The 7,528-nt window shown below is 39.7% G+C and carries 6 protein-coding genes; 4 read left to right on the forward strand and 2 right to left on the reverse strand.

Annotated features, from left to right (window positions below):
* The first annotated feature begins 15 nt into the window (after positions 1-15).
* The 3 genes from G493_RS0113080 (at position 16) to G493_RS0113090 (ending at position 6,624) form a co-directional block, all read left to right on the forward strand.
* A complete protein-coding gene (locus tag G493_RS0113080; protein WP_161629824.1) occupies positions 16-2,760 on the forward strand; it encodes a PKD domain-containing protein in 2,745 nt (914 codons plus the stop codon).
* A gap of 113 nt (positions 2,761-2,873) precedes the next feature.
* Positions 2,874-3,815, forward strand: coding sequence for a PKD domain-containing protein (locus tag G493_RS0113085; RefSeq protein WP_028580766.1), 942 nt, complete (start codon positions 2,874-2,876; stop codon positions 3,813-3,815).
* Between the two features lies 1 nt (position 3,816).
* Entirely contained in the window at positions 3,817-6,624 is a 2,808-nt protein-coding gene (locus tag G493_RS0113090) for a hypothetical protein (RefSeq protein ID WP_028580767.1), read from the forward strand.
* A gap of 112 nt (positions 6,625-6,736) precedes the next feature.
* Here the strand turns inward: G493_RS0113090 and G493_RS34830 are convergent, their stop codons facing one another.
* Entirely contained in the window at positions 6,737-6,991 is a 255-nt protein-coding gene (locus G493_RS34830) for a transposase (RefSeq protein WP_028580768.1), read from the reverse strand.
* Positions 6,963-7,199, reverse strand: coding sequence for a hypothetical protein (locus G493_RS32195; RefSeq protein WP_028580769.1), 237 nt, complete (start codon positions 7,197-7,199; stop codon positions 6,963-6,965). Before G493_RS32195 ends, G493_RS34830 begins: the two co-directional genes overlap by 29 nt.
* A gap of 135 nt (positions 7,200-7,334) precedes the next feature.
* Between G493_RS32195 and G493_RS33975 the strand changes: the two genes are divergently transcribed.
* Positions 7,335-7,528 (forward strand): hypothetical protein (locus tag G493_RS33975; RefSeq protein WP_028580770.1); only part of this gene is annotated, 194 nt, incomplete at its 3' end.

Raw genomic sequence — 7,528 nt, forward strand, 5'->3', positions numbered from 1 at the left:
CACTGGATTTTTATTATGGGCATTATGAGATATATTATCCTGCTGTTAATCTGCATTGCACCATTACATGTTTTTGCAGCAACGGAGAGAACAGTAAAAATTGATGTTTCCTACACTCACCCTGAAAACTTTTCTCTCACGCACACGGGATATAAGCTTTATAAAAACGGACAAGAAGTATGCACCACAAATATTACCACCTCGCCCATGACATGCAGTTTTTCGACTGAAAACGGCACATTTGAATTTTCCATTGCAGCAACATACTCTGACGGAAGTGAAAGTCCCCAATCGCCATATCTTTCCTTTACTATCAGCGATACCTCATCTACAGAAGCACCAGCTGACGCCACGGCAACAGGTGGTTCTCACAAAATATGCTACACCATTGACGATCAAAGCATCTCACAGGATATCGTTGGATATCGCATGTATCTCAACGATTATCAGCTCTGCGATATCGCGTCTCCATCCAGTTCAACCCTGTGCTGTTACGCTGACCCTCTGCCAACAACCATGACGTTTGCTGTCAGCCACTATGACTCGGCGGGAATAGAAAGCGATAAATCAAATTTTCTCACCCTTAATCCTGCAGAGTTTACCAACTTGTTCCAGACTACTGCGCTTACCTTCACCTGGGAGTATATTGACGGAGAGACAAACGCAGGAGGTTTTCAGGTATATTACAACAATTCAGTACTGTGTGAAACCACCGTCTCCACGGCCAGAACAATTACCTGCGAAGTTTCCAGTCTGGCAACAGAAAATGAATTCAAAATTGCAGCCATAGACAGTGCCGGTACAGCCACCCTGTTTTCCAATCTCATCGTCTACTCAGATGGGACATCCTCGACTACTGAAACCACACCCCCAGATACCACAACAGCAACCCTTCAGGCATTAATTTCGGCAACCCCGAACAGTGGCACGGCTCCATTAACAGTTAGTTTTGATGCCACAAACTCAACCGGTAACATAAGTTCATACAGCTGGAATTTTGGTGACGGCTCAAGCGGTAGCGGATCAACGGTAAGCCACGCTTACAGTTCTGTTGGTATATACACGGCATCCCTCACGGTTACAGATACAAGCTCATCTTCACAAACCGCAGACGTGGAAATAACTGTTTCGGAAAGCACTGCGTCTTCCACTGAACAGCCCGTTGCTGTTATCTCATCATCAACAGCCCTGGGTGAGGCACCACTTTCCGTCAATTTTGATGGAACCAGCTCTACGGGAGGATCACCCCTCATCTTTGCGTGGGAATTTGGAGACGGTAGTATAGGCAACGGTAGCCTTACATCCCATACATTTTCCACAGCCGGGTCGTACACAACAGTTTTACAAGTTACAGACAGTGAGGGCCTGTCAAACTCTGCCTCAACGCCTGTGCTGGTTACAGAACCGGAAACTATAAATGCGACTCCAACGGCAGTTATCTCGGCCACACCGGCAAGTGGTGAGACCCCATTGGCTGTAACTTTTAACGGATCCGGTTCCACAGATACAGATGGCAGCATCACGTCGTATACCTGGAACTTTGGTGATGGCTCTACAGGTTCAGGAGCCACAGTTTCACACATATATACAGCAGAAGGATTATATACAGCCACACTCCAGGTTCGTGATAATAATGGAGCTCTGAGCAATACATCGTCCAAAACGATAACAGCTATAAAACCGGTGTCCAACACATCTCTCATTTATGAAGTAGGCGAAGTAGAAGTTGCTACAGACTGGATCAAGGTACAACTTGAATCGTCTTTCGAAGCTCCGATAATTATCGCCAGCCCGCCAACTCGCAACAACGACGATCCAGTATTTGTGAGAATTCAAAATCTTTCAGCAGATAGTTTTGAAATTAAACTGCAGGAATGGGATTATTTGGATGGAACACACCCCAATGAATTTGTCAGTTACATTGTTGCAGAGCAAGGGGTTATAACATTAAGCAATGGTTCAAATCTGGAAATAGGTCAATTTATCGGCAGTACCACGGCTAAAGCTGTGAGCTTTGAACAGGCATTTACCGACACCCCAATCGTCTTGACCTCAATACTTTCTTCAAATGATCAGACTCCGGTCATTGATCGCCTGGAAAACATAAGTAATAAGGGATTTACCTATACTCTCGACCCAGGTTCAATGGATACAGATGGCCATAAAGAGGAAACAGTAGGTTATATTGCCTGGACGCAGGGTTCGGGGAGTGAATCCGGCATGAATTATGAATCTGTTTTAGTGCCCAGAGTAACACAGAAAGACAAAACCATTAATTTTAATACACAATTCGTTGATCTTCCATTTATCTTTGCTGCTATTCAAAACAAAAACTCTGAAAACAGTTCCGTAGTACGGATGTATGATCTTACGGCTACCGGTGCTAAATTGTCACTGAGTGAGGAAAACCCGACTGCTACGAAAATAACTCTTATAAAAGAAGATGTCGGGTATATAGCAATTGGTGCAACTAACATTCAAGGACCTAGTGCCACCGAAGCAATTGCTGACAGTTCAACTAATCTATTCACGTTTTCTTGGGACTATTCTGGAAACGAGACGGAAATCGCCGGCTTCCGTATTTATATGAATAACGTACTATTATGCGAGACAAATATCTCCAGTGAGAGAACGTTAGAATGCCCAGCAGAGATCATCCAAGATACAATGATCTTCAGTGTAACAGGCATATTGACAGATGGGACCGAGACAGCACCCAGTACGATTTTAGCCATTGATGGTGCTTCATTACCATTTTAAATTGTGTGCAGCATTGTTACTCATTAATCAATATTTCCTATACAACGTATCAATAATTGAAATTAATTGACGATAAAATAGCGAAATTGACACTTCGCTCACCGGAGGACCATATGACACAAAAAAATAATCCTTTACCAAAGGCCCTTCATCGCAATATAAATCCCTGCATAACCGCTGTATTTCTCGGATTTTTCCTCATATCAATTGGTGCGTTTCTGAGCATATGTCATAATGTATATGCCCAAACGACTTTCCAGGGATCCCTACAAAGCGTCTCAATTACCGACAATTCCGGTACAAACACCCCTCCGATAGCAACAGTTACTTATAGCCTAACCAATAGCACTTATACTTTTGATGCTAGTATGTCAAAAGACTCTGATGGCACTATCAATAAATATACATGGAATTTTAATGATGGTGAGACAGCGACAGGCAGTATCGTTTCACATATATTCCCTGAAAATACTACACCAACAGCGACATTGACTCTAATTGACAATGATAATGGTGTCACCATTAAACAAATTGTCATCACCTCTGCAACTTGTTCTGAAACACCTATCCTTAGCGTTAATGAGCAGAATGGGAGTGTACAACTATTATCCCATGAGTATTATATTTATGCAGGTGGAATATATACAGGTGAAGAAATTAACCTGTGTAAAGTTTCAGTAATGCTTTCAGCATGGATTGGCGATATATCAAACAAGATATTCGAAGTTAGAATTTACAAAACTCTAAATAATGCATTATCCCAAATAAAAGTAAACGGTATTTCTTCCCAACTTAAAGGCACCGATATAACTAAAGAGTTAAATATTTACTACGATTTCACTTTTAATATTCCAGTAACACTCTCCCCAACTGATGCAGTGGTCATAACCGAAGTCAGTGGAAACCAACTGGTTGATTCAGAAAATTTCATAAGAGTTTATAGAAATTCTGCAATGGATTCAGCTTTAGACTTTGGAACATGGAATAGTGAAGGAGCTAAGACATCACTGCTCACTTCAGTTTCTCCAACATTTAAACTTTTCAGTACTGAATAATATGAAAAAGATATTATTTTTCCTCCTTATATTTATTTATCCGTCCACTAGTTATTCTTTTAACGTAAATTTCACAGTATCTGAACGTAAAGGTATAGAAAGATCTACAACACATATTGATTATTCAATCCCTATACCCAAAGAAGAAAATATACTAACCGTCGATAACCTACAGATTGAAAACCAACTAGCTGAGTTCACTGTATTATCGAGATACGGTGGCACCCCAGAAGATGCGACTAAGCCCATACGAGTTGTTCTAATTGACTTCTTAGACAATTTTGCCCCTAACGAAACCAAAACCTACACACTAAGCACAAGAGCTACTGCAGCACAAGAAAAAAATCCAATCGCGACAGAACAAACCAATTACATAGAAGTTAATACGGGAAATGCAATCTTTAGAATTTCTAAATCAACAGGAAATTTATTTGATTATGTTACAGTAAACGGCTCAACGCTAATAGACAGCCCAAAAGATACAGGAATGATCGTTAACGTTGATGGAGTTGACTATACATCTTATCACGACACCCCACAAGTTTCCATATTTAGAAATAATTCTCAAGGATGCGTTATTACGGTCAAAGGCTCCTTAAAGGATAAAGATGGAAATTTATTAAAGCCACCAACTCCAAGCCTTGACAAAATCACACCAGATTCTCATGTTGATTATGGATTTTACTATACTTTCCACAAAAATTCATCATTTGTTTATATAGATCAAACTCTTAAAAACAATGGAAGAGGATGGAGCAGATTTGCATACAGATCAGTAGAACATCTATACGTCAACAACTGGAGAACAGAATTAAAACTAACAAATCCAACTGGCAATTTAAACGTACACTTTGAAAATTTCAGTGAAGTTTACTCGACAGAAGAATATTCATTAAAGCAAGATGAACTAAACACCAGCGGATTTAACAACAAAACATATGATTTTTCTGCAACTCTTCTTAAAAATGATAACTTAAAGCTTAAAACTTGGGATAAATACAATTCCTATGCAGGCATATCTGATAGCATTGGAGGAATAGCAATTGCTGATAAGTGGTTTTGGCAAAACTATCCGAGTGAATACCATATACTAGGTAACAAAATTACTTATAACTTCTTACCTACCAGAGATTCGAATTACTCGGGCTACACACCGCCACAAGGTTATGTTGCTGAAGATTTACCAGAGAGATATCTAGATACAGGGGCTAAATACAGAATATTGGGCGGGATGTGGAAAACACACAGAACTGTATATTATTTTCATACAAATAGCCCAACTTACCAAGAAGTCGTTGCATCTTTACAGGCGCCTCTTATTATTACCCTTGATCCAAAATATGTCGGCAATACTCAATTTTTCAATTTCATGTTTGATCCCAACTTTATCAGCACTTACAATTTTCCTGCAAATGAAAAGTTACAGGATTCAATTGATCGTTGGAGAAATTATGCGAAGAGTATATGGGATCCTAGCTACGACCATATTTACGGAAAATCATTTCAAACATTACGTGAAGAAAGAGGCGTTCCTTTATGGCAGTGGATTAATAGCGATGGAACTAAGGCCTACACTTATCCGTCATGGTATGGCTGGTTAAGATTTGGTAACAGTCCTCGTTCTCTTAATTTTGGATTTAATAGTCAGCACTACGATTTTACCTATCAGGCATATTTAGTTTGGCAAAGAGAAATAGACTACAACGTATATGATATTTTCGAAGAAATGGTGGATCATCTTGCAGATGTAATAACTTTACATGATCCTTTCGTATTAACTACCAATAGCCTTGATGACGACATATTACTCAATGGGGCACAGAGATATGAATTAGATTCTTTAGGTGATAACTTTACCAGTAGAACCTACAATATAAATGACCCACACGTAGGCAATGCTCATGCATGGACTAGAGGGGTTTTTATATATTATCTCCTTACTGGAAATCCGAGATATTACGAAATAATGGGACAATATTTCTTTCACGTTCAAGCGGCAAAAGATGTTGGCTCTGCAAGTATCGAAACTAGAGACTTAACAAGACTCATAGGTTCAGCTATTAACTATTGGCAAGTTACTGGCGATAAACAAGCAATTACTGAAGCCCTGTATATTTGGAATAGATTAAAAAACGAAGGGACACAAATTGGCATAGACAAATTTGCACTGGATTGTCGCATTTCATCTGATAAGCTCTGGATCGGATACGATGCAATGGGAATACAATATATTTTACGCCTATACTACGCCTTGCTTGAGGCAGGAATGCAAAAAGAAGCTTCAGATTTGAGAAGTATTATAAACAAAATAGCTATTTGGAACAAAGATATGGTCATGGCGGCTTGGCCTAAAAAACCTGGGACTTATAACAGTGATCAAACTGAATACTATAAATTTACAACAACTAATGCGCTATTTCTTAACTCCAGCGCAGCTGGTGATTTAAGTTTAGACCTGCCTTATCACTGGGATACTGAATTCTATAATGCTAACTACAGCCTTTCTTGGTGCGATCTATATGCCTTTATGTATCGAGAAACTGGCGAACAAGTATGGCTTAACATGGCACGCACGGCTTTTAAAGATAGATTTATGTATAATGTTGCTAGTTTGACAGGCCAAATTGAATCACCACAAAATCCTTCATGGCAATCATATGGCATTTCCCCGAACATCGGGTCAGGCACATGGAAATTTGGAATGGCAATAACAAAACCCTTACTCTATTTACAAACAGAGCAGTGGATCACAGCAGGATGGTCACCTAAACCGATTGCATTGATGGAAGGAATGAGTCAAGAGAAATGAAATAACATTTTGCTATTAGTAAAGTTGTTTCTCAATACTTTTTTCACAAGGGCAGAAGATCAGCAGTTCCCACTATGCTTCTAATTGATTGTTTTTTTCCTGATAGTGATTTTTAGCTTTCGTAAACATTCCGCTGCATATGCGGCATATCATGCAGGCGCTCTGCAATAACTGAGATATAAGGCTTCCACATATCTGAACAGACAAACTTGATTTCTTTGCAGCGAGCTTCTTCCAAGAAATCGCAAAAACGGTGAAGTGTCGCTTTTTTATGCTCTTTGCCTGTCCAAAGTAGTCTTCTATTCTGTTTGTCGATTTGATAGACAAGAGTCAGGTATTTATACCCCTTTGCTGTATTGAATCTCATCAACGCCAATGGCTGTTATATCCTCCAGAGTCCGGTGCTCAAGCCCCCATTTAACAACCCAGCTTACCGCATCGGCAACAATATCCCAGGAAACACGAAACGTCTGCCCCGTTTCTTTCCAGGAAAACTTACGAGCCCAGAATGGCAGAAATGTCGCGAAATGTTTTGTTATTGGTGAGTTACCTATAGCCCATGGAACCGGGTGCATCCGATATTTATGGCACAACCTTCTGGGCCCATCTTTTCTTGAATTGCATAATAATTTCAACCGACTAGGTAATATTATCGCTTGATAAATGACAAAACTATAGTATAATATTCTGCAAAATCAGGAGGTTATACTATGACAATGGCGCTGGGAACACAAACTAGGACTGAGTATTATAAAAACATGTACGACGATAGTCTCGACCAACAAATATCCTATATTATCCAGTGCATTGATGCTCCCAATAACTCCCTTTTTCATATAATTGAGCAAATCAGGGAGAAGTACCCAACAATCGACCCTGAATTGCTCCAAATTATTCTTCAAGG

The sequence above is a fragment of the Desulfogranum japonicum DSM 18378 genome, from assembly GCF_000429945.1.
Lineage (GTDB): Bacteria > Desulfobacterota > Desulfobulbia > Desulfobulbales > Desulfobulbaceae > Desulfogranum > Desulfogranum japonicum.

Coding starts and splice junctions, on each gene's coding strand:
- G493_RS34830 (WP_028580768.1), bottom strand. CDS start 6,991: ATGAGATTCAATACAGCAAAGGGGTATAAATACCTGACTCTTGTCTAT.
- G493_RS0113085 (WP_028580766.1), top strand. CDS start 2,874: ATGACACAAAAAAATAATCCTTTACCAAAGGCCCTTCATCGCAATATA.
- G493_RS0113090 (WP_028580767.1), top strand. CDS start 3,817: ATGAAAAAGATATTATTTTTCCTCCTTATATTTATTTATCCGTCCACT.
- G493_RS0113080 (WP_161629824.1), top strand. CDS start 16: ATGGGCATTATGAGATATATTATCCTGCTGTTAATCTGCATTGCACCA.
- G493_RS32195 (WP_028580769.1), bottom strand. CDS start 7,199: ATGCACCCGGTTCCATGGGCTATAGGTAACTCACCAATAACAAAACAT.